This window comes from Gracilibacillus thailandensis (assembly GCF_010994055.1).
In the GTDB taxonomy this organism is placed as follows: Bacteria; Bacillota; Bacilli; order Bacillales; family Amphibacillaceae; genus Gracilibacillus; species Gracilibacillus lacisalsi.
This window is the reverse complement of record NZ_WJID01000065.1, coordinates 21,017-39,984: the sequence shown is the minus strand read 5'-3', so window position 1 is coordinate 39,984 and position 18,968 is coordinate 21,017. Positions and strand designations below refer to the sequence as shown.

Annotated in this window: 20 protein-coding genes; 8 read left to right on the top strand and 12 right to left on the bottom strand. The window is 35.3% G+C overall.

What is annotated here, in order from left to right:
* Positions 1-279 precede the first annotated feature (279 nt).
* Complete coding sequence (locus GH715_RS21970) at positions 280-1,347, top strand: pectate lyase (protein WP_390308487.1); 1,068 nt, start codon at positions 280-282, stop codon at positions 1,345-1,347.
* 95 nt (positions 1,348-1,442) lie between these two features.
* On the opposite strand, the gene GH715_RS17330 is transcribed toward GH715_RS21970, so the two are convergent.
* Positions 1,443-2,240 carry a helix-turn-helix domain-containing protein gene (locus tag GH715_RS17330; RefSeq protein WP_153836339.1) on the bottom strand — a complete coding sequence of 266 codons (798 nt, stop codon included), beginning with the start codon at positions 2,238-2,240 and terminating at the stop codon, positions 1,443-1,445.
* Positions 2,241-2,606: 366 nt separating this feature from the next.
* Between GH715_RS17330 and guaC the strand changes: the two genes are divergently transcribed.
* Together guaC and GH715_RS17320 are read left to right on the top strand one after the other, a co-directional pair.
* The gene (gene guaC / locus GH715_RS17325; protein WP_153836340.1) at positions 2,607-3,581 is read left to right on the top strand and encodes a GMP reductase; all 975 of its coding nucleotides are present in this window, start codon (positions 2,607-2,609) and stop codon (positions 3,579-3,581) included.
* Positions 3,582-3,711: 130 nt separating this feature from the next.
* A complete protein-coding gene (locus GH715_RS17320) occupies positions 3,712-4,239 on the top strand; it encodes a CueP family metal-binding protein (protein ID WP_153836341.1) in 528 nt (175 codons plus the stop codon).
* Positions 4,240-4,254: 15 nt separating this feature from the next.
* On the opposite strand, the gene GH715_RS17315 is transcribed toward GH715_RS17320, so the two are convergent.
* Genes GH715_RS17315 through GH715_RS17305 form a run of 3 tightly spaced genes read right to left on the bottom strand, consistent with a single transcriptional unit; the run spans position 4,255 to position 6,490 of the window.
* A complete protein-coding gene (locus GH715_RS17315) occupies positions 4,255-4,932 on the bottom strand; it encodes a DUF2306 domain-containing protein (protein WP_153836342.1) in 678 nt (225 codons plus the stop codon).
* A 3-nt stretch (positions 4,933-4,935) separates the two neighbouring features.
* Positions 4,936-5,868: an SDR family NAD(P)-dependent oxidoreductase gene (locus tag GH715_RS17310; RefSeq protein WP_153836343.1), complete on the bottom strand. Its 933-nt coding sequence runs from the start codon at positions 5,866-5,868 to the stop codon at positions 4,936-4,938.
* A 46-nt stretch (positions 5,869-5,914) separates the two neighbouring features.
* Positions 5,915-6,490 (bottom strand): TetR/AcrR family transcriptional regulator, encoded by a 576-nt coding sequence (locus GH715_RS17305; RefSeq protein ID WP_153836344.1) that lies wholly within the window; start codon positions 6,488-6,490, stop codon positions 5,915-5,917.
* Positions 6,491-6,759: 269 nt separating this feature from the next.
* On the opposite strand from GH715_RS17305, the gene GH715_RS17300 reads away from it, so the two are divergent.
* Complete coding sequence (locus tag GH715_RS17300; RefSeq protein ID WP_153836345.1) at positions 6,760-7,314, top strand: PilZ domain-containing protein; 555 nt, start codon at positions 6,760-6,762, stop codon at positions 7,312-7,314.
* 42 nt (positions 7,315-7,356) lie between these two features.
* Here the strand turns inward: GH715_RS17300 and copZ are convergent, their stop codons facing one another.
* From copZ to GH715_RS17280, 4 genes are all read right to left on the bottom strand, one after another.
* The gene (copZ, locus tag GH715_RS17295) at positions 7,357-7,563 is read right to left on the bottom strand and encodes a copper chaperone CopZ (RefSeq protein WP_153836346.1); all 207 of its coding nucleotides are present in this window, start codon (positions 7,561-7,563) and stop codon (positions 7,357-7,359) included.
* Between the two features lie 21 nt (positions 7,564-7,584).
* Positions 7,585-9,954 (bottom strand): heavy metal translocating P-type ATPase, encoded by a 2,370-nt coding sequence (locus GH715_RS17290; protein WP_153836347.1) that lies wholly within the window; start codon positions 9,952-9,954, stop codon positions 7,585-7,587.
* A 15-nt stretch (positions 9,955-9,969) separates the two neighbouring features.
* Positions 9,970-10,272, bottom strand: a complete 303-nt coding sequence (locus tag GH715_RS17285; RefSeq protein ID WP_018933119.1) for a metal-sensing transcriptional repressor — start codon at positions 10,270-10,272, stop codon at positions 9,970-9,972.
* A gap of 288 nt (positions 10,273-10,560) precedes the next feature.
* On the bottom strand, positions 10,561-11,217 hold the full coding sequence (locus GH715_RS17280) for an SOS response-associated peptidase (protein WP_153836348.1): 657 nt from the start codon (positions 11,215-11,217) through the stop codon (positions 10,561-10,563).
* Between the two features lie 216 nt (positions 11,218-11,433).
* Between GH715_RS17280 and GH715_RS17275 the strand changes: the two genes are divergently transcribed.
* Positions 11,434-12,240, top strand: coding sequence for a VLRF1 family aeRF1-type release factor (locus tag GH715_RS17275; RefSeq protein WP_153836349.1), 807 nt, complete (start codon positions 11,434-11,436; stop codon positions 12,238-12,240).
* Positions 12,241-12,283: 43 nt separating this feature from the next.
* On the opposite strand, the gene GH715_RS17270 is transcribed toward GH715_RS17275, so the two are convergent.
* Together GH715_RS17270 and GH715_RS17265 are read right to left on the bottom strand one after the other, a co-directional pair.
* Positions 12,284-13,468, bottom strand: coding sequence for a peptidase (locus tag GH715_RS17270; RefSeq protein WP_153836350.1), 1,185 nt, complete (start codon positions 13,466-13,468; stop codon positions 12,284-12,286).
* A gap of 141 nt (positions 13,469-13,609) precedes the next feature.
* The gene (locus GH715_RS17265; RefSeq protein WP_153836351.1) at positions 13,610-14,791 is read right to left on the bottom strand and encodes an HD-GYP domain-containing protein; all 1,182 of its coding nucleotides are present in this window, start codon (positions 14,789-14,791) and stop codon (positions 13,610-13,612) included.
* 268 nt (positions 14,792-15,059) lie between these two features.
* Here GH715_RS17265 and GH715_RS17260 point away from each other — a divergent pair, with 268 nt between their 5' ends.
* Positions 15,060-15,527 (top strand): nucleoside deaminase, encoded by a 468-nt coding sequence (locus GH715_RS17260; protein ID WP_153836352.1) that lies wholly within the window; start codon positions 15,060-15,062, stop codon positions 15,525-15,527.
* Positions 15,528-15,628: 101 nt separating this feature from the next.
* Here GH715_RS17260 and GH715_RS17255 read toward each other — a convergent pair whose 3' ends face one another.
* On the bottom strand, positions 15,629-16,834 hold the full coding sequence (locus tag GH715_RS17255) for a Bcr/CflA family efflux MFS transporter (RefSeq protein ID WP_163578736.1): 1,206 nt from the start codon (positions 16,832-16,834) through the stop codon (positions 15,629-15,631).
* A gap of 219 nt (positions 16,835-17,053) precedes the next feature.
* On the opposite strand from GH715_RS17255, the gene GH715_RS17250 reads away from it, so the two are divergent.
* A complete protein-coding gene (locus GH715_RS17250; RefSeq protein WP_153836354.1) occupies positions 17,054-17,335 on the top strand; it encodes a hypothetical protein in 282 nt (93 codons plus the stop codon).
* Between the two features lie 42 nt (positions 17,336-17,377).
* Here GH715_RS17250 and GH715_RS17245 read toward each other — a convergent pair whose 3' ends face one another.
* On the bottom strand, positions 17,378-18,292 hold the full coding sequence (locus tag GH715_RS17245; RefSeq protein WP_153836355.1) for a phosphatidate cytidylyltransferase: 915 nt from the start codon (positions 18,290-18,292) through the stop codon (positions 17,378-17,380).
* 91 nt (positions 18,293-18,383) lie between these two features.
* Here GH715_RS17245 and GH715_RS17240 point away from each other — a divergent pair, with 91 nt between their 5' ends.
* Entirely contained in the window at positions 18,384-18,944 is a 561-nt protein-coding gene (locus GH715_RS17240; protein ID WP_018933128.1) for a C40 family peptidase, read from the top strand.
* The last annotated feature ends 24 nt before the right edge of the window (positions 18,945-18,968 follow it).

Genomic DNA, 18,968 nt, shown 5'->3' with positions numbered 1-18,968 from the left:
CCTTGAGGTGGGAGTCTTCTCGCCTATTGCTGATAAAGGAATAATAATTACTACTATCTTTATCACTTATAGTAAATAATCAATTACAATTGGTGAGTACTAAATGATTTTACATTTTTTTCTTGAAAAGTATAATCACACCTGTATATAATAGTGATGTAGTGTATTGGCCAATCATTACAATTAACTAGGAATAGATTTTTAACACATTCACCAAAATATGGAAGGATGTAAAAATTGAAAACTAAATTCACATTTTTGTTAGCGCTTACTTTATTGGTGGCTGGTCTATGTTCAGTAGAAAATGTCGATGCTGCTAGTTTGGATGCTAGTAAAAGTTACAAGATCATCAATAGATTCAGTGGTAAAGCATTAGAGGTTTACGAATGGTCTATGTCTGATGGCGGTAATGTGGTGCAATATGATGACCTTGAAGGAATGAATCAACAGTGGAGAATTATTGATGTCGGAGAGGGTTATCATAAAATTGTCAACATCAATAGTAGTAAAGCTCTAGAAGTATACGAATGGTCTACAAGCAATGGTGCTAACGTAGCTCAATGGTCTGATTGGAATGGTACAAGTCAACAATGGGATATCGTTGATCTCGGCAATGGTTACTACAAGATTCTAAACAGGCATAGTGGCAAGGCATTAGAAGTATTTGATTGGTCCAGCGAGAATGGAGCAAACATTGTCCAATGGGATGATTTAGGAGGAGAAAATCAACAATGGCAAATCATCGAGGTTCCACCAGCTGACACGATTACAGTGAATGAAACGATAGTCATCTCAGAAGGAGAAACATTTGATGGTGAAGGCAAAAGATATGTAGCTAATCCAGATACATTAGGTGATGGAAGTCAATCAGAAAGTCAAAAATCTGTGTTTAGATTGGAAGATGGAGCCACTCTTAAAAATGTCGTATTGGGTCATCCTGCAGCAGACGGAGTTCACACCTATGGTGATGCATTAGTCGAAAATGTAGTTTGGGAAGATGTTGGTGAAGATGGTTTAACAATAAAAGATGAAGGACATATAACTGTACGTGGTGGTTTAGCACAAAATGGTGAAGATAAAGTTTTTCAAGTTAATGCACCTTCCACTTTTGAAATTATTAATTTCACTGCAGATAATGCGGGTAAAATGATACGTCAAAATGGTGGCACTACCTTTAAAACAAGTATATTTATTGAAGGTAGTGTTATTACCAATATGAATGAAGCGATTTTCAGAACAGACAGTAGTTCCAGTGAAGTAACGATGACGAACACCAGATATTCTGATGTCGGTTACAAGTGGTACAATGTACAAAATGTCTCTGAAAGCAATAACTTTGAATTTTAAATGAGTAAAGTGCGTTTAACTTGAAAAATATTAGTTAAACGCACTTTTTTCTGTGAGAAGTCTTCCAAATAGCTCAAGATTTAGCTGTGAGTTTCTTATATATTGCCCTCACCTATTCCTATATTGGATGATATATACTGCTGCATTAATACAGCTATAGAAATAAGAACTGGTGGGTCATCTATTCTAGGTGGGCGTAAGGTGACGTTTAGCTGTGGCGTTTCATGATGAGGTTGAACAATAACGGGTTCTTCTAGTTTTGCTCTAAGTGTCGACTCTGTTAATAATATTTCAGAACTATTCATTCCGGTATTCACCGTAGTAGAAAGTAAATAGTAGGTACCTGCTTGCACATTTTCAAATGCAAACTCCCCTTCTGTTTCAAGAATAGTCCCGTACAAAGGCAGACCTTCCGGGATAGGCTTAGAAAATAAACCTAATAATATAATACCATTTAGCTCTGAAGGTGATGTAACCTTTCCTCGAACAGTTTGAGAAATATTTCTATAGTGATTAAAAGCTTTCGTACGTTTTAATTGAATTTGCTGAAGGTGTTGCGTGACACTCGATTCTGATTGACGAAAAACAGAGGGTGACACTCCTACCTTTTGTGTAAATCGGGTGGTAAAAGTACCAAGGCTATGTTGCCCAATCTCCATTCCTATATCTCTTATCGTTAAATCTGTATGGATCAGTAGTTCTTTGGCTCTTTGTAGTCGAAGTGCTGATAAATAGTAGTGTGGTGGCAGACCGATTTGATCTTTGAATATTCTAGAGAAGTGATAGGGACTGTAAGCAACATGCTTTGCTACTTGTTGAAGTGTGATTTCTTCATGTAAATTTGCTTTGATATATTTAATAGCTGCTTCAACTTCAGGAGAGTTATGTACCATGAAAACACCTCATGACTGTTTTCTATCATTTTACTAAATCTACGGAAATGAATCTACTATAATTAGTACTGTTATGAAAAAAAGTACAAGGACATTCGTAGCTTAGTACGGTCACTATTGGGGTTTTATGGCCATTTTTGGAAGTTTTATGGTCACTTTTCGTGATTTTATGGCCACTTTTCATGGTTTTATGGCCACTTCTAACCTTTTTATGGCCACTTTCCGATTATGTAAACAAAAATATTTGATTACTAGCAAGTAAAAACGACATTATCATTGACAAAATTCTTTATCTATATTATATTACCTAAGGCGAATGATTATGAATAACCCGTTAAAAAATGTTCGTCTTTAGGAGTGAGATAAATGGAAAATGTATTTGATTATGAAGATATTCAATTAATTCCTGCAAAATGTATCGTAAAAAGTCGTAGTGAATGTGATACGTCGATTCAATTTGGAAAGCATAGATTCCGCCTGCCAGTTGTTCCTGCTAATATGCAAACAATTATTGATGAAAAAATTGCTACTTTTTTAGCAGAGCGTGATTATTTTTATGTGATGCACCGTTTTGAACCTGAAACGAGAAAAGATTTTATTAAATCCATGAGGGAAAAGAACTTAATCGCTTCCATTAGTGTTGGGGTGAAGGATGAAGAATATAGCTTTATTGAAGAACTTGCCGATGAGAAAATTGTTCCGGATTACATTACAATTGACATCGCACACGGACACTCTGATGCTGTAATCGAAATGATTCAGCACATTAAAAAGCATTTACCTGACAGTTTTGTGATTGCAGGTAATGTTGGTACACCAGAAGCTGTTCGTGAATTAGAAAACGCCGGTGCGGATGCAACTAAAGTAGGTATTGGCCCTGGTAAAGTGTGTATAACAAAGGTGAAAACAGGTTTTGGTACTGGTGGATGGCAGCTTGCTGCTTTACGATGGTGTGCAAAAGCTGCAACGAAACCAATCATTGCTGATGGTGGTATTCGTACACACGGAGATATCGCCAAGTCAATTCGTTTTGGAGCATCTATGGTGATGATTGGCTCTCTGTTTGCCGGCCATGAGGAATCACCAGGTACAACGGTAGAACATGATGGCAAACTGTACAAAGAATACTTCGGTTCTGCCTCTGAATATCAAAAAGGTGAAAAGAAAAATGTAGAAGGTAAAAAAATGTATGTGGAGCACAAAGGAGCTTTACAAGATACATTAACTGAAATGGAACAAGACCTGCAATCCTCTATTTCGTATGCAGGTGGGAAAACATTAAACGCGATTCGCACTGTTGATTATGTCGTAGTGAAAAACTCGATTTTTAATGGAGATTAATACGAAAGCACACCTATTAACTTAGGTGTGCTTTTTTTGTCGAAGTTGTTTCAACAATCAGCAAAGGATACTGCAATTTCATGTAAAATGTTATAATAATTTTAGTATTATTCCAGAGGAGTCGATATCAATGAAAGTAAGATCAATATTATCATTTCTACTAATCATATTATTATTTGTCGGCTGTAGTAATGATGAAGAACAGCCAGCAGATACATTATCTACAGAAGAATTAAAAGATCTCGTCCATCAATATAGTATCGATGAAAAAGATGCCGAATCTGCTTCTATTACTTCTACAGATTTAATCATTGCCGAAAAGAATGGTAATGAAACAAGCTATTCTTTACCAGACAATGAGTTTTTTGTTTCGATCGCACCATTTATAAATGAAACACACCCTTGTACTAATCATAGTCTTACAGGTTGTCAAGGCGAGTTATCCAACACTTCTTTTGATGTATATATAGAAGATACTGACGGTAATGTTATAGTGGATGAAACGGTTGAATCCTTTGATAATGGATTTATTGATTTATGGTTACCACGAGATAAAAATTATCAAGCAAAGATTAAATATGATGGGAAAGTAGCTGAATCAAAAATCTCTACTTTTGAAGATGATGGAACATGTATTACAACTATGCAACTAATGTAAGATAACGGTATTTTTTTATATAACTTTTTGATTGAACTTCCTTCCGTAATATACACTGAACCCTATGATCACTGGTGTAATGACAATGGTTGGAGCAAACCATAAGAAAATACTAACCGATTCAATATTCAATAATCGCGGTGCTCCGAAAACAATAAATGCTGTAATCGTCGAAATAGAACAGGCTAACATCCCAATTAAATGTTCAATATACCAATGTCCTTTTTTGCTAGGCTTCCGAAGCCAATAAGACAGCTGGCTTCCAGCTACAAACAAGCCGACAGCAGGGAAATAACTTAATAATGGCATATCGATATAAAACCCATAGACACTGATCAAAGCTGAACTCGTAAGCAAAGTAAAGGAAAATGCCAAATCTGCTACATGTCGATGAGGCGTTTTTCTTTTTTTGAATTGTAATACCCGTATACCGTACCAGGCTGTTGCGGCACTTAGTATCGCAATATAAACAAGAAACCAGGAAAATGTTTGGTCTCCTGAAGGATCGTAAAAAATCCGGTAAAAACCCATATAACATGCTGAAATAGCCACAACCGCCATCGAATAGGTATACACCCAACCAATTTTACGATGGATCTTTCCACCTTTACGTACGACGATTGGAATCCAAAAAATAAACAATGCCAGAAAACCCGCAATAATATGAGCAATGCGAAACAGTTCAAAAAGCATTTTTTATTCCCCCTTATAATAGGATAACGTTTGTTTGATTCCTTCTCTGTATGGGGTACGTGGTAAAGTGCCGATATGCTTTTCATATTTCTCTCCACTTAAAACAACAGGGTCTTCAGTTAAATAAAGCATTTCCACCACTTCTTTCATATCTTTATAAAACAATCCCAGAAAAGAGATAAGTTCTTTTTTTACTGTAAACACCTTTTTCGTAAATCGTTCAGATTCCCTTACTAGTTCGATAATTTCTTTTCCAGATATAACGTCGGTAGCTGGGATATTCCAATGCTGCCCGTACGCATCAGGATGCTGTGCTAACGTAATAATTGCCTTGGCACCATCTGGTGTATAAATATACTCACGTTTCACTTTTTGATTTCCTATAAATATCGCTGTTTTATCCTGTCTCACCGACGCAAAAAAATAATGGAGCATTGAATTCTCAGCACCTGGACCATAGAAATCAGGAAAATGAGCAAATAGTGCAGAGACGTCAGAATTTTTGACTATTTCCTCAAGTCGTAGTCGTATCTTACCTTTTTTGGTATGGGGCTGTTTTGGATAGTCTTCGCTAATTTTCTTTCCATTCCCTTCCCCATAAGCATAGATATTATCAACAATCGCTAGTTTGATATTCTGTTCTTCAGCCAATTCAACGACATTAGTCATAATCTTTTCCAGTTTTTGCTCCCACTGAGAATATGGAACATTTAATGCATGAAAAATAACATCTATATCATGTAATTCTTTTTGCAATTCGTATTTATTCTGAGCGTCCCCTGGGCAAAGAATTACCCGATCATCATGGCCGAAAATGGTTTGTAGTTTTGCTTCATTACGTGCAAATGCTACTACTTCTATCTCTTTATTTACTAATTCCCTTACAATTGCTTGCCCCATTCCCCCACTTGCTCCTAAAACCATTGCTTTTTTCATCATATCCTCCTTTAATTAACCATTGTTCAATTAAATCGTAAAAAAATTAACCCATGTATATCATCCCTAAAATCATATCAACATGTGACATTGCCAGCTCCTCTACCTCTTGAAAAGAATGACCGATTCTACAATAATGAGCAACAAATCCATGTAACATTAAAAAAACAGACCAAATTTTTTTAATTTCTATTTGTTGGTTCGTTAATGCCGCAACTGCCTGTGCAAATTGCTGATAGCTTTGTTCAGGTGCATTGGTCGCGTAATGCTGTAATTCCTTGTCATTCATAATAAACATCACTTCATAATGATTAGGATACGTTAATCCAAAACGAATAAATCCCAAAAGCAGCTCTTTTAACTTCTCTTCTCTTGAAAGTTCTAATTTGTCTAACTGTGCTAATTCCTGATTAATCATGGCAAAATCTTGCTCAATCATCGCATAAAATAAATCAGCTTTGTTTTTAAAGTGATAGTAAATCGCTCCATGACTATAACCTAATTCTCTTGCAATCATTCTCATCGAAACAGCCTGAAATCCTTGTTCCACAAAGAGCTGGTGTGCTACATCGATGATGGCTTCTCTTGAAAGTTCCTGATCCACTGCTTTTCGCGGTGCCATATATATAACCCCTTTTTTTAACCACTGTTCAATTAAATTATACAAAAAATGGAATTGATTGTCAATCCCTTTTTATCTTCTAACTGTGTATTTCATCAATTTTTTTCCAATTAAGCTGGCATCTGTATATATAAACGATATAGTTTTATTTTCCTATAAATTTTAGAAGGAAATTACTATACGCGTGACGAAATATACTTATGTAACATAGGTAATATGGAATAAAACCAAAATACTTGAATAGTATTTTTATCATATAAACTAATTTAATGGAAAAGGGGGTGTTTCATATTGAACTGATTGTCCTGACTCAAATTATCATATCTGTCATTGCTCTAATCGTCACTGTCACTTTCTATTTCAAGCATAAAAAATCGAAAGGCCGTCAGAAAGAGTCGCGTACTCCGACTAATCCTGAGTTACTTGAGGCTAACGTACGCAATAATTTCCGTATTACCTTAAATCAACAACCTTGTTTAATTACATTAATCCACTTAGAAAACGCTCAACTATCGCAATTAACGAACAAACAATTTTATGGCTATGTAGATAATATCAGTACTAGTGGCTTAATGTTTTTATGCAATTTTAATTTTCCTGTTAAAGATCGCGTGACGGTCCAATTAAATATAGCGATTAAATCGTATCATTTCACTTTAAACGGGGAGGTTATCCGAAAAGAAGAACATAAGAAAAAGAAACAAGTAGCGTATGGTGTGCAATTCCACAAATTGTCAGAAAAAGAAAGAATTCGTCTCAATAAAATATTAAATGAAGTGATGGTCGAAAAAAAGAAAAAGTCAAATATGGTTGGAGTGCGTTAAAAAGGGGATACCAATAAATTTGGTCCCCCCTCTTTTTACTCCTTATACTATATCGTATCCTTGTTCCTCTACTGCTTCATGCATTGCTTCGATCGTTACATCTGCTTCGTCATAGGATACATTTACAGTACCTTCTTCTAAATTTACTTCTGCTTTAGTTACACCCGTTAATTCTTGTAATGCTCCCTCTACAGATGCTTTACAATGACCACATGTCATACCTTGAACTTTTAGAGTTGTTTGAGCCATTTGAATCTCTCCTTTTTAATTTTATATTTTTACTCTTTTCAATCGCAGAGAATTTGTTACCACACTTACAGAACTAAACGCCATTGCTGCACCGGCAATCCATGGTGCTAATAAACCAGCTGCCGCAATCGGTATGCCCGCACTATTATAGGCAAATGCCCAGAATAAGTTTTGGCGAATATTTCGAATGGTTGCATGACTGAGTTTAATAGCTTTAGGAATCAGCAGTAATTCGCCCCCTAATATCGTCACATCCGCAGCTTCAATCGCCACTTCTGTACCAGTTCCTATCGCAATTCCGATATCAGCAATTGCTAATGCAGGAGCATCATTTATACCATCGCCAACCATTGCAACGGTTTTTCCTTGCAACTGGACTTCTTTCACTTTGTCTGCTTTCTGTTCTGGCAGTACTTCTGCAAATACTTGATCAATGCCAACTTGTTTCGCGATAGCTTGTGCAGTAGTCTCATTATCACCAGTTAACATGATCACTTGCAAGTCTTGTGCTTGTAACTGCTGGATGGCTGCAACAGCAGACGATTTTATTGTATCTGCTACAGCAACCACTCCGGTAAGCTTGCCGTCAACAGCAATTAGCATTGCCGTTTTCCCTTGATGTTCATAACTGATTAATTCATCTTCTTTATCACTCGTTTCAATACCGTTATCTTGGAGTAACTTTCGATTACCTACGACAAGACTTTTCGCATTTACTTTTGCTTTAATACCATGCCCGGGTATTGCTTCAAATGATTCGGCTTTATCTAATGGAAGCTGCTTCTCTTCTGCATATGTTACAATAGCTTCTGCTAAAGGATGCTCGGAACCCTTTTCTGCACTGGCAAGCAATTGTAATGTTTCCTCATCACCACTGAAATCGGTCACTTCCGGCTTTCCTTTTGTCAATGTACCGGTTTTATCAAAGATAATCGCGTCTAATTGATGCGTTTTTTCTAAATGTTCTCCACCTTTAAACAAAATACCTGATTCGGCTGCTTTTCCTGTTCCAACCATAATCGATGTTGGAGTAGCAAGCCCTAATGCACATGGACAGGCGATTACTAGTACCGCTATCGTCGCAACTAATGATGCTTCGATATTACCAGGCGATACGAATGTAATCCAGATTAAAAAAGTGACGATCGCAATACCTACCACTATTTGTACGAAATAGCCTGAAATTACATCTGCCAGACGCTGGATTGGCGCTTTTGACCCTTGAGCATCCTCAACGACTTTAATAATCGAAGCCAATGCGGTATCTTTCCCTACCTTGGTCGCTTTCATCGTTATCGAACCATTTTTATTGATCGTTGAACCAATGATTGTATCATCGATCGTTTTCTCAATCGGGATTGACTCCCCTGTTATCATCGATTCATCTACTGCAGTCTGACCATCGATAACAATACCGTCTACAGGTATTTTTTCACCAGGTTTTACGATTAATTGATCACCCACTTCGACCTGTTCGATGGGAATCATCACTTCTTTGTTGTCACGAATCACTCTTGCTTCCTTAGCTTGTAAATGAAGTAATTTTGAAATCGCCATTGTTGTTTTACTTTTCGCAGCAACTTCTAGATATTTACCAAAAAGAATCAGTGTTATAATGACAGCACTTGTCTCAAAATATAAATGAGGCATGCTACTCATCAACATTTCATATACACTGTAAAAGTAAGCAGCACTTGTACCTAACGCAACCAGTACATCCATGTTCGCCGTTTTGTTCCTTAGGTTCTTATACGCTCCTCGGTAGAACTGCCAACCTATAATGAATTGAACAGGTGTAGCCAAAGCAAATTGGAACCATGGATTCATGAATATAGCAGGTATGCTTATATTAAATAAATGCACGAGCATTGTTGCAAAAAGTGGTAATGTCAATATTACAGAAATAATCAGTTTTTGCTTCATTTTTTGAAGTTGTTTTTCTTTTTGGGAGTCTTGTTCCTGATTATCTGCCTTTCTTTTTGCATCATACCCTAGTTTCTGAATTCGACCGATCATGTCTCTTTCCTCAATAAAGGAAGGGTTGTATTCAACAGACGCACTTTCTGTTGCAAGATTAACTGTTGCTTTTTGAATACCTGGTTGTTTGTTTAAAACTTTTTCGATACGATTAGAGCAAGCAGCACATGTCATGCCGTATACATCCAAATCGATCCGTTCTGTCTGAACGCCATAACCAAGCTTTTCAATTTTTGCTTGGATGTCCTCCACTTGAACATTATCAGGGTCATAAGAAACACTTGCTTTTTCTGTTGTTAAGTTTACCTGTGCGTCCACCCCGTTCATTTTGTTTAATACTTTTTCAATACGATTGGAGCAGGCAGCACATGTCATGCCAGTAATCCCTAATGTGACTTTTTTGTTTTCACTCATTTGAAGTCCCCCCCTTTATTTGGAGAATTGTTTCATCACTTCCATCAACTCTTCAATCGTTTCATCACCATTTCCTGATAATATAGCGTCACTGACACAGTGTTTAATATGTCTTTCAGTAATGGAATAGCCTACTTTTTTAAGTGCAGCATTAATCGCACTTATTTGCACGAGAACATCTACACAATAACGATCTTCTTCAATCATTTTTTGTATGCCCCGAACCTGGCCTTCTATTCGTTTTAACCGATTAACGGTAGCTTGAATCTCCTCTTTAGATCGCGGTTTACTTGGATGTTGGTGCAAGGATTCATTCACAATTATCACATCCTTTCCACATCTTTATTTATACTATACCCCCCTATAGTATAAAGTGTCAATATTTTTGTTTAAATAAAAAAAGCGCAGAGCACCCGCTTAGAAACGTAGCGGCTGGAGCGAATCAACTGAGATAAAGGAATCACGATGACCTTATGAACCGATGATAACTTATCGTAGGACGATTCGTGAAGTCGTCTAGTTTTTGGGCGCTCGGAGCTAGACCATCTGCGCAAAATTTTATACTTTCTTGTCCTAAGAAAAAGAATGTACATTATTTTGTACATTCTAAATAGGTTCTATTAATGATTGATCATTATTTCTAGGATTATTTACTTTTTTAGAAACCGGATAAGCCTTCATTAGAGAATCATCCAACGGCACTAGCAGAGTTTTTAAGAAAGTTTTATCGTCGATTGTTGGGTCGATCCAATTATCTTGATCTTTATCTTGTAAAATAACTGGCATTCGATCATGTATCGATTGCATAAGTCTATTTGGCTTCGTGGTCAAAATTGTACATGAGACGATCTCTTGATCTCCACTGCTCCAACGATCCCATAATCCCGCAAAAGTGAAGAGCTGACCATCGTTAACCGTAATTCGATATGGTTGCTTTTCATTTTCTTCTCGTTTCCATTCGTAGAAACTATCTGCCACAATTAAACATCGTCTCCGTGATAATAATCGTTTAAAGGAAGGCTTTTCATCAACAGTTTCACTTCTAGCATTTATCATTTTACTTCCTATTTTAGGATCTTTTGCCCAGCCTGGCACTAGTCCCCATTGAAGATAGCCAGCTTTTCTCCCTTCATTGGTTCCTACGATGGACAATACCTGTTGTGTAGGTGCTATATTATATCTCGGCTGAAATTCGGTCAGAACGATACCTAGTTCACTTTCCAGAACTTCTATCGATGTATCTAAGGTAAACCTACCACACATTTTAACCACATCCTTTTAAGGTTATATTTTCACTAAACTAGGCATTTCCCGGGAAATACGATTAATGCTAGTATACTATTTTTGACAGTTCTTTATTAGCTATTTACATTCTGTTAGGTATTAATACTCAAATAGTGTGATTGATGTTTAAACATATTCACAACGGTTAGAGGATAAATAGAAACGATCATATTAAAAAGGAGTGTTTAACACTTTATGGATATCAATAAAGAAATCGAAAAACTGGAAAAAGTTTATTTAGAAAAACCACAACGCGTATTTAGTATGTATTTAAACACTGATCCAGCCGATCCTGAACAACAAGGTGGCAAATGGAAGTTGCATTTAAAAAATGGATTAAATAGCTTTGAAAACTACTTACAAATGGATGGAGATAGTGAAGAAAAAAGAAATTATTGGGCCGTTAAAGAAATGGTCGAAAACTATATGCATGAAAATGAACAAAACTTAGCCAAAAGTGTGGTAATATTTGCAACAGGTGATCAGTCGATTTGGTTTGCTGAGAAATTTCAAATGCCCGTTGAAACTGAATTTAGTTGGGAAGAAACACCTAAATTAGATCAGATCAAAAAAATGCTTGATCTGTTCCCGGAAACAGGTATCATCCTTACACAGAAAGAATCCATCAAAATATTAGATACTGAACTTGGAAACTTAAAGGATACTAGATTGTATCAATTAGATCTTGATACCGAAGATTGGCGTGAACATACCGGACCACATCGAGCCCAGCCATCTATGGGATCTGGCGGAAAAAATACAAAACAAGAACAATTCGAAGCCCGTTTTGAAGCTAACCGCTATCGTTGGTATAAAAGTATAGCTACCAGCCTCGACAAATTAGCAAAAGATAAAAACTGGAAGATGATTATAATAGTCGGAAACAAAGAGGAAGCGGAAGATCTGTCTAGTAATATGAATAAAGAAGTAACGAAAGTGATTCCAAAAAATATGCTAGAGCAAGAAAAAATGAAAGTTATCGACGAGGCAGTCTTCAGCTAAAAAATCGAGCTATTGCAGCTCGATTTTTTATATCTAGTAAAACTTAAGTTGAAGCAGATTTTCTTTTTTTTCTAATCGAATAAATCAATAAACTGATCATTAGAATAAATTGTGCCACGATTACCAGTGCATCCCAGAAATAGGGATTATCGATTGGATTCATTAAGTGTGGTAGTGTATTAACCATTAAGTAAATCGTTTGAGGTATGAAATATATAATGAATAAACTCATCGTTAATATGACTCCGATGAAGGAAAATAGACCATATAATTTGACTACTTTCTCTTCCCCATCAAAGGTAGTACTTGATTCATCTACTTTAATAAATGGAATCCATTTTGCCATATAATTTTTACCGTTCTCCATTAAATTATAACAGCCTGTCATGTTTTCTACTAAATAATATAAGTCCGTCTTCATATAGAAACAGCATTGATAAATTGTTCTAATAAATATGTCCAGTACTACTACCGATAAGATTCCATTCATAAGATAATGATCAATTGATACTGTCAGTTTGATTAATAATACGGTAAACAGAATCAGTTGGTCAATGAACATACCACCTAAAAATAATAGATTTCTTTGTTTTGATGGTAGTTTCCAAGCAGCCGTTAAGTCAGTTTCAGCAACAACCAAAAACAAACGATTTCCTACTTGAACATTTGCCAATAAATCAAAGGATCTTATAGCTAAAATGTGCCCCAACTCATGGAGAATGAGTAGAATGATTGATAAAAGCATATAAGTCAAAATGTTAAATACCATGGAGTCGAATATAAATATATCTTTATAAGTTGGTAACAAATCAGTGAAAGACGCAAAGATAATAAGATTAAATATAATCAAGATAATGAAAAATGGGATGGTTAACTTATTATATAATAATCCGGCTATTGAAGGAGAAATCTTTGTAAATCCTGTTGCAGATTGATCTTTTGTATGAGTGATAATTTCCTTACCATCAATCTCTTTTACCAATCCTAAGTCGACTAATTGCTGGAGAAAATCTAATAGATTAACCTCTTCTTCTTTGTACTTATCAGTCAATTGTTTTTCAATAATATCCAATGATTCATTATTATTAATTTTTTCGATTGCCTCTATGCAAATTTCCGGCATTTCGAAAAATTCACTAGTTATCTCTTTTTCCACTATATAATGTTTCTTGTCTTTTCTGACTTTAAGAGGTTGTAAAATTACTTTTGATTCTAGGTTCAGTTCCATTATTTCACCTCCTGTCATTTTTGATAAAGAAAAGAGGATGCTATTAAAATAGCATCCAACAAAATTACTAAGGTCTTATAAAACACCACCAACAAAAACCGGTAGTAGCATTTAGTTTTTTTAATTTTTTCACCTTCATGATTAATCCTCCTCTCTTGTTTTATTAGTCTCTTTTTGTTGAATATGATGATATTCGACCCATTTTGGAAAAACCTCTTGGAAAGTGCTAATTAATTGAGGGTCAAATTGAGTACCACTACCATTAATAATATTTTCGTATGCTTTTTCAATAGACAATGCAGCTCGATACGATCTTGTGGAAGTCATAGCATCAAAGGCATCTGCAATTGAAATTACCCTAGCAAGAAAGTCAATTTGATTCGCTTTTAAACCATCAGGATATCCTTTACCATCCCATCTTTCATGGTGATGCTTTATAACATTAATGTTTTCGGCAACTCCTTCGACTTCTGCTATAGCCTGTGCACCTACTGTAGGATGTGTTTTAATTATGTCAAATTCTTCATCTGTTAATTTACCTGGTTTGGTTAAAATCGAATCTGGTATATTTACTTTTCCAATATCATGTAATAAACATGAATAATAGAAAGTTTTTAACTCTTCATCATCATATTTTCCCGTTGCCTTTGCTAAGGATATAGCGTAATCTGCAACTCTTTCACTATGCCCTCGTGTATATGGATCCTTTAATTCTAACGTTGTGATAACACCCTTTACAATCCCCTCCATCTGCTTGTCATAAGAACTTTGTACAGCTCTGACATAGGCAAGAAAACGATATAATAGAATACAAGCGACAATCGAGTATACTACAACTAGAACCAAAGGAATTACAACAATTTCATCCGATAAAATCAAACCAATTATTAGGTATTTAAAAATTGTACCTAATGACACTGTATAAAAGAAACGTTCGCTCACAAATATTGGTGAAAACATAATTATTACTAGTTCAATTATATTTCCGCTTGCATATGGTTTTTCAATTCCCTGAAAAATGAGAAGGTCTAAAATAATATCTGAAAATGTTACGGTAAAAAAATAAATATATTTGATAGGAGATGGCTTTCCGTTTCTTAAATAATAATAGGCAATAGGAAGTAATGCGAAAATTGCAAAATACTTGATATAATATAGGCTATTCTGTTCAGGAGTCATCTCATATTGCCATGGAACAGCTGGTATTATGAAATAATAAACTATTTCAAATCCAAAATAAATAACGTAAACCAACCACAAAAACCACACCGTTGTTCTTTTCTCTTCAAGTAATAGTTTTGAATATCTATGCATATTTTTCATTTCTATATCCTTTCTAAAGATATTATACTATATAAAGAACAGGATTTCTACAATTTTCCTGCGAAATCTTAAATATTCTGTATAAAGTATAAGCCATTTGTCGACACTTGTAAATTAACCTTTTATATAAATAAGCCTTTCTTCTTACTACTATAGTAACAAAAGAAAACATTTTCAATTATTTTAATGTTAGAGAATATCACAAGCTAATCATAATTTTGAGATATCTACTATAAAATATTTTATAGATTGTAAGGAGGCAGCTAATATGAAGCAAAAATTTATGAAGCACGCTTTACAGATAGCTTATGACAATGTAGAAAAAAGAAATGGTGGTCCATTTGGTGCTGTGGTTGTAAAAGACAATAAAATTGTAGGAAAAGGGACAAATGTAGTCACAACGACAAATGATCCATCCGCCCATGCTGAAATCAGCGCAATACGGGATGCGTGTATGCACCTTAATGATTATCAATTAACAGGTTGTGAAATTTATACAAGCTGTGAACCTTGTCCGATGTGTTTAGGAGCAATCTATTGGGCACGTCCTAAAGCTGTTTATTATTTTAATACAAGAGAAGAAGCAGCAAAGATTGGATTCGATGATCAATATATTTATGACCAAATCGCTATGAATATCGAAGATAGAAAATTATTAATGAAGAAACTAGATTTAAATAGTGATAAATTACCTTTCCAATTATGGGAACAAACTACGGATAAGGTAGAATACTAAGAAAAGCGAAAAGAGCCCGTTTAAAACGTAGCGATCGGAGCTAGACAGATACCCAAACTTTATACTTTCTTTCTAAAAAAAGATGAGTTGGATCACCCAACTCATCTTTTTTGTCTAGTAAATGTAAAAAATATAATCGCCCCGATAAGAGAATTCGTAAATAGTACTGCTCCCATTGGAACTGCCGTTGTTTCATCTAATCCTACAATAGGGGCAACTATTGCGCCCATTACTAAAGGCAACATACCAAGCAATGCACTTGCGGTCCCTGCACGTTCTTTTTGATTCTCCATTGCAAGTGAAAAACTACTAGTTAAGATAATCCCAACTGAGTTTAAATGGATAAATAACGAGATAACAAGCATATACAATGGCCAATGAAACACTGTCGCTATTAATAATAACGTGTTTGCTGTTAGTGACATAATAACACCGGTTCTCAATAAACTTCTTTCTGAAAAATGGCTGCTTAATCGACCAACGAGAAAACTACCAAAAATAATCGCTAATCCATTTATACCGAATAGGATACTAAATACTTGTGGTGATACATGATACAGATCCTGATAAACGAATGGTGTCCCCGCAACATATGCAAATGTTCCACCTTGAACAAAACAAACTACAATCGCATAGCCGATAAAGGAACGGTCTTTTAATAAATACCCCATTGTTTTTAATGAACTGGCAATCGAAGTTGGTCGACGATTTTCTTCTGGTAAAGTTTCCGGCAATTTAAAGGCACTAATCGTCACCATGACAATACCTAATAGAAATAAAAAGATAAAAATAGTATGCCATGTTGCAAAGGGTAGTAATAATACAGCCCCACCTGAGATTGGAGCAATCATTGGTGCTGTAGCATTAATTACCATTAACAATGCAAAAAATTTGGTTAATGCTTTTCCATCAAATACATCTCGCACAACTGCTCGAGATAACACAACACCTGCCGAAGCTGTGAACCCTTGTAAAAACCTAGCTAAAATTAAAACAATAATATTTGGTGCCACAGCACAAACTAATGAAAAGATTGCAAATAACGAAATAAAAAATAGTATAGGTTTTCTTCTTCCTATTGCATCACTGATCGGTCCAATTACTAATTGGCCAAAAGCTAGACCTAATAAACAAGCAGTTAAGCTTAATTGAACAAGCGATGCTCGTGCTCCCAAATCATCTGCTATTTGTGGGAAACTTGGTAAGTACATATCAATATTGAACGGGCCTAACATTGCTAACATCGCTAGCAAGAATGCTAAGCCGATTCGTTGTTTTCCTGTTGGATTATGTAATTTCTGTTCGATGTTAACCCCTCCCTTCCAATTATTATATAAGAATTAGCTGAGGAGTTATAGTAATTGGCTTTAGACAATGGAAGTCTACCATCAGTGGTGGGTTTTGATCTCTTATAGAGCTTATGGTTAAGCTTTTGTAACATTTGTCATTTATTTTTAATACAATTGACCGTTTCAACGATTGGTAAACGGGTTATAGATAAGTAGCTTGTATGAGGAGGGTGCAACATGAAGAAGTTTTTATCTAAAAGTCTGGAGTTGAATGTAAGATTATCCATTAACCAGCTCTTAGCATTACATACCTATCAGAAAAATTATCAAGGTCATATTTACCTTCTTTTCAATCATGATATGATCACACTTGAAAGTTTACCAAGTCTCGTTTCATTTTCGTTAACTATGAACCCAAGATGTGAAATTCAATTAATTGTCGAAGGAGAAAATCCACAACAAACATTAAATGATCTCACAAAATGTATCCATTTAAAGGAACATCAAATTGCTCGATAAATGATACTTGAAAAATCCATGGTCGTCCCCATGGATTTTTAGCTACATAAAATCAAAAAAGTAACGGATCACATGAAAGAATACCGGTGCCGTATATGTTAAACTATCAATTCGATTAAGATAACGATCCTTTAACCGCTCTAATGCTTCTTTGTTCCCTATTAAAAGATCCCGCTTTAACACAGATATCGTCAAACTTCCAAAGTACCCCGAAACACTGATTAAAATGCCTGAAGCAATACCAAAAGTTAGATCTAACGGTGTTAATAATGGATATACACAATAAGATATGACGGTTGTTGCAATAAGTGCTCCAATAAACCCTTCCCATGTAATATAGGGATTAGCCGTCGGTGCAACTTTTCGTTTGCCGAGATATAGCGATATTAAATATTGGGTGACATCATTGACTTGTGTCAAAATAATTAGATACAAGACAAGGTTTGCACCGAATTCTGGTGTCGCAACTGGAAAATAGGCTAAATGACTTAAACCAAATACCATCAAAATTAACCCCCACTGGGTAAAACTTACCGATCGTAGAAAGCCAACCGTACCTTTACCAATAATACGCGGAAGCGGCAAAAACAAAAAAACATAGACAGGAATAAATACAATAAACATGCCATACCAACCAATATAGATCCAGTAAAATTGTAATGGAATCATTAAATAAGACCATAAGAAAATTCGCCTATCTGATTTTCTTGTTTTCATCATGGAGAAATATTCTCTTAACGCAAAAAAACATAAAATCATGATGGCGATCAAAGAAACGGTAGTATTGAATAAGGTTGCAAAACAGAAGATGGTGAACATGCCCCACCATGTCTTGACGCGGAGCTGAATCGTAGTAAAATCCTTATCTGGTTGTAATTTGGTAATAATCTTAAAAACTATGGATACCACTAACAAAATAAAAAAGATAATAGATAAAGTCCAAATCGTTTCTCTCATGATTTTCACCCAATCTTTTTAAAAACTGCATTCATTTTACAGTAAATACGTTATAATGAAAAGAGTAGAATGATGATAGTTGGTGATGTACATGAGTGAAGAAAATTATGTTTATATTATGTTATCTGATACTGGCACTTTATTTACAAATGTTATCAAAACATATACCAAAGCGCCCTATAACCATGCTTCTCTTGCTTTTGATCCGGAACTGAAAGAGATGTACAGTTTTGGCAGAAAAAATCCGAAGAACCCTTTGAATGGTGGATTTGTAAAAGAAGATATTTGGACTGGCACGTTCAATAAATATCGTAATACCACTTGTGTTATTTATCGCCTCCAAGTAACTGAACGTGAAATCGATAAAATGAAACGAATATTGGAAGTGTTTATTAAAAAGAATGATAAGTTTCTCTACAATATCCTAGGTGTGATTGGAGTCTCATTAAAAGAGCCAGTTGAATTCAGCAACTCCTATTTTTGTTCACAATTTGTTGCAGATATTCTATATCGATCAGGAATTAAAATATCGGATAAACTTCCCGCCATGGTAACACCGGATGATTTCAGAAAGAATGATCGCATGGAATTAATATACGAGGGGAAATTATTTGACTATGCACCGATTAAGCAAAACGAATCTAAGTCTTAATACCTATCTTTTGATCAATATTCT

Excerpts from the sequence above, each read along its gene's own strand:
- GH715_RS17330 (WP_153836339.1), bottom strand. The coding sequence starts at position 2,240 with ATGGTACATAACTCTCCTGAAGTTGAAGCAGCTATTAAATATATCAAA.
- guaC (WP_153836340.1), top strand. The coding sequence starts at position 2,607 with ATGGAAAATGTATTTGATTATGAAGATATTCAATTAATTCCTGCAAAA.
- GH715_RS17320 (WP_153836341.1), top strand. The coding sequence starts at position 3,712 with ATGAAAGTAAGATCAATATTATCATTTCTACTAATCATATTATTATTT.
- GH715_RS17315 (WP_153836342.1), bottom strand. The coding sequence starts at position 4,932 with ATGCTTTTTGAACTGTTTCGCATTGCTCATATTATTGCGGGTTTTCTG.
- GH715_RS17310 (WP_153836343.1), bottom strand. The coding sequence starts at position 5,868 with ATGAAAAAAGCAATGGTTTTAGGAGCAAGTGGGGGAATGGGGCAAGCA.
- GH715_RS17305 (WP_153836344.1), bottom strand. The coding sequence starts at position 6,490 with ATGGCACCGCGAAAAGCAGTGGATCAGGAACTTTCAAGAGAAGCCATC.
- GH715_RS17300 (WP_153836345.1), top strand. The coding sequence starts at position 6,760 with ATGGAAAAGGGGGTGTTTCATATTGAACTGATTGTCCTGACTCAAATT.
- copZ (WP_153836346.1), bottom strand. The coding sequence starts at position 7,563 with ATGGCTCAAACAACTCTAAAAGTTCAAGGTATGACATGTGGTCATTGT.
- GH715_RS17290 (WP_153836347.1), bottom strand. The coding sequence starts at position 9,954 with ATGAGTGAAAACAAAAAAGTCACATTAGGGATTACTGGCATGACATGT.
- GH715_RS17280 (WP_153836348.1), bottom strand. The coding sequence starts at position 11,217 with ATGTGTGGTAGGTTTACCTTAGATACATCGATAGAAGTTCTGGAAAGT.
- GH715_RS17275 (WP_153836349.1), top strand. The coding sequence starts at position 11,434 with ATGGATATCAATAAAGAAATCGAAAAACTGGAAAAAGTTTATTTAGAA.
- GH715_RS17270 (WP_153836350.1), bottom strand. The coding sequence starts at position 13,468 with ATGGAACTGAACCTAGAATCAAAAGTAATTTTACAACCTCTTAAAGTC.
- GH715_RS17265 (WP_153836351.1), bottom strand. The coding sequence starts at position 14,791 with ATGAAAAATATGCATAGATATTCAAAACTATTACTTGAAGAGAAAAGA.
- GH715_RS17260 (WP_153836352.1), top strand. The coding sequence starts at position 15,060 with ATGAAGCAAAAATTTATGAAGCACGCTTTACAGATAGCTTATGACAAT.
- GH715_RS17250 (WP_153836354.1), top strand. The coding sequence starts at position 17,054 with ATGAAGAAGTTTTTATCTAAAAGTCTGGAGTTGAATGTAAGATTATCC.
- GH715_RS17245 (WP_153836355.1), bottom strand. The coding sequence starts at position 18,292 with ATGAGAGAAACGATTTGGACTTTATCTATTATCTTTTTTATTTTGTTA.
- GH715_RS17240 (WP_018933128.1), top strand. The coding sequence starts at position 18,384 with ATGAGTGAAGAAAATTATGTTTATATTATGTTATCTGATACTGGCACT.